The organism is Polaribacter sp. BAL334, from assembly GCF_015767435.1.
In the GTDB taxonomy this organism is placed as follows: Bacteria; Bacteroidota; Bacteroidia; order Flavobacteriales; family Flavobacteriaceae; genus Polaribacter.
This window is the reverse complement of the sequence record NZ_JADWOV010000124.1, coordinates 1-402: the sequence shown is the minus strand read 5'-3', so window position 1 is coordinate 402 and position 402 is coordinate 1. Positions and strand designations below refer to the sequence as shown.

Annotated in this window: 1 protein-coding gene; it reads right to left on the bottom strand. The window is 30.8% G+C overall.

The window, feature by feature from the left end; genetic code table 11:
- The coding region (locus tag IU405_RS00660) for a response regulator transcription factor (protein ID WP_197436725.1) at positions 1–402 on the bottom strand (402 nt) is incomplete at both ends.

The following is a 402-nucleotide window of genomic DNA, read 5'->3' as shown; positions in this document are numbered from 1 at the left end:
GTACAGGCAAATTTTAGGAAAGTAATTTCAGGTTCTTTCAGTGTAATTTCTTCTTCTGCAACTCCATTCATGGATTTAATCATCAAATTTGTAACATTTTTTGTGTGATAAAATCCGTTTTCAACAATTTCAATCAAGGCATTTTCTAAAACACTTTTTTCTGTGTCTTTCAATAAATAACCAATAGCGCCAGCTTTTAACATTTTAATAATTGTATTGTCATCATCTTCTACAGAAAGTGCCATAACATGCACTGTAGGATATTTTTGAGTAATTAAAGCTGTTGCTTCTATTCCATTCATGATGGGCATATTGACATCCATCAAAATAACATTGGGAATATTTTCAGATGATTCTGAGATCATTTCTAGCAATTCTTGACCATTTTTGCAGGTGTATAAT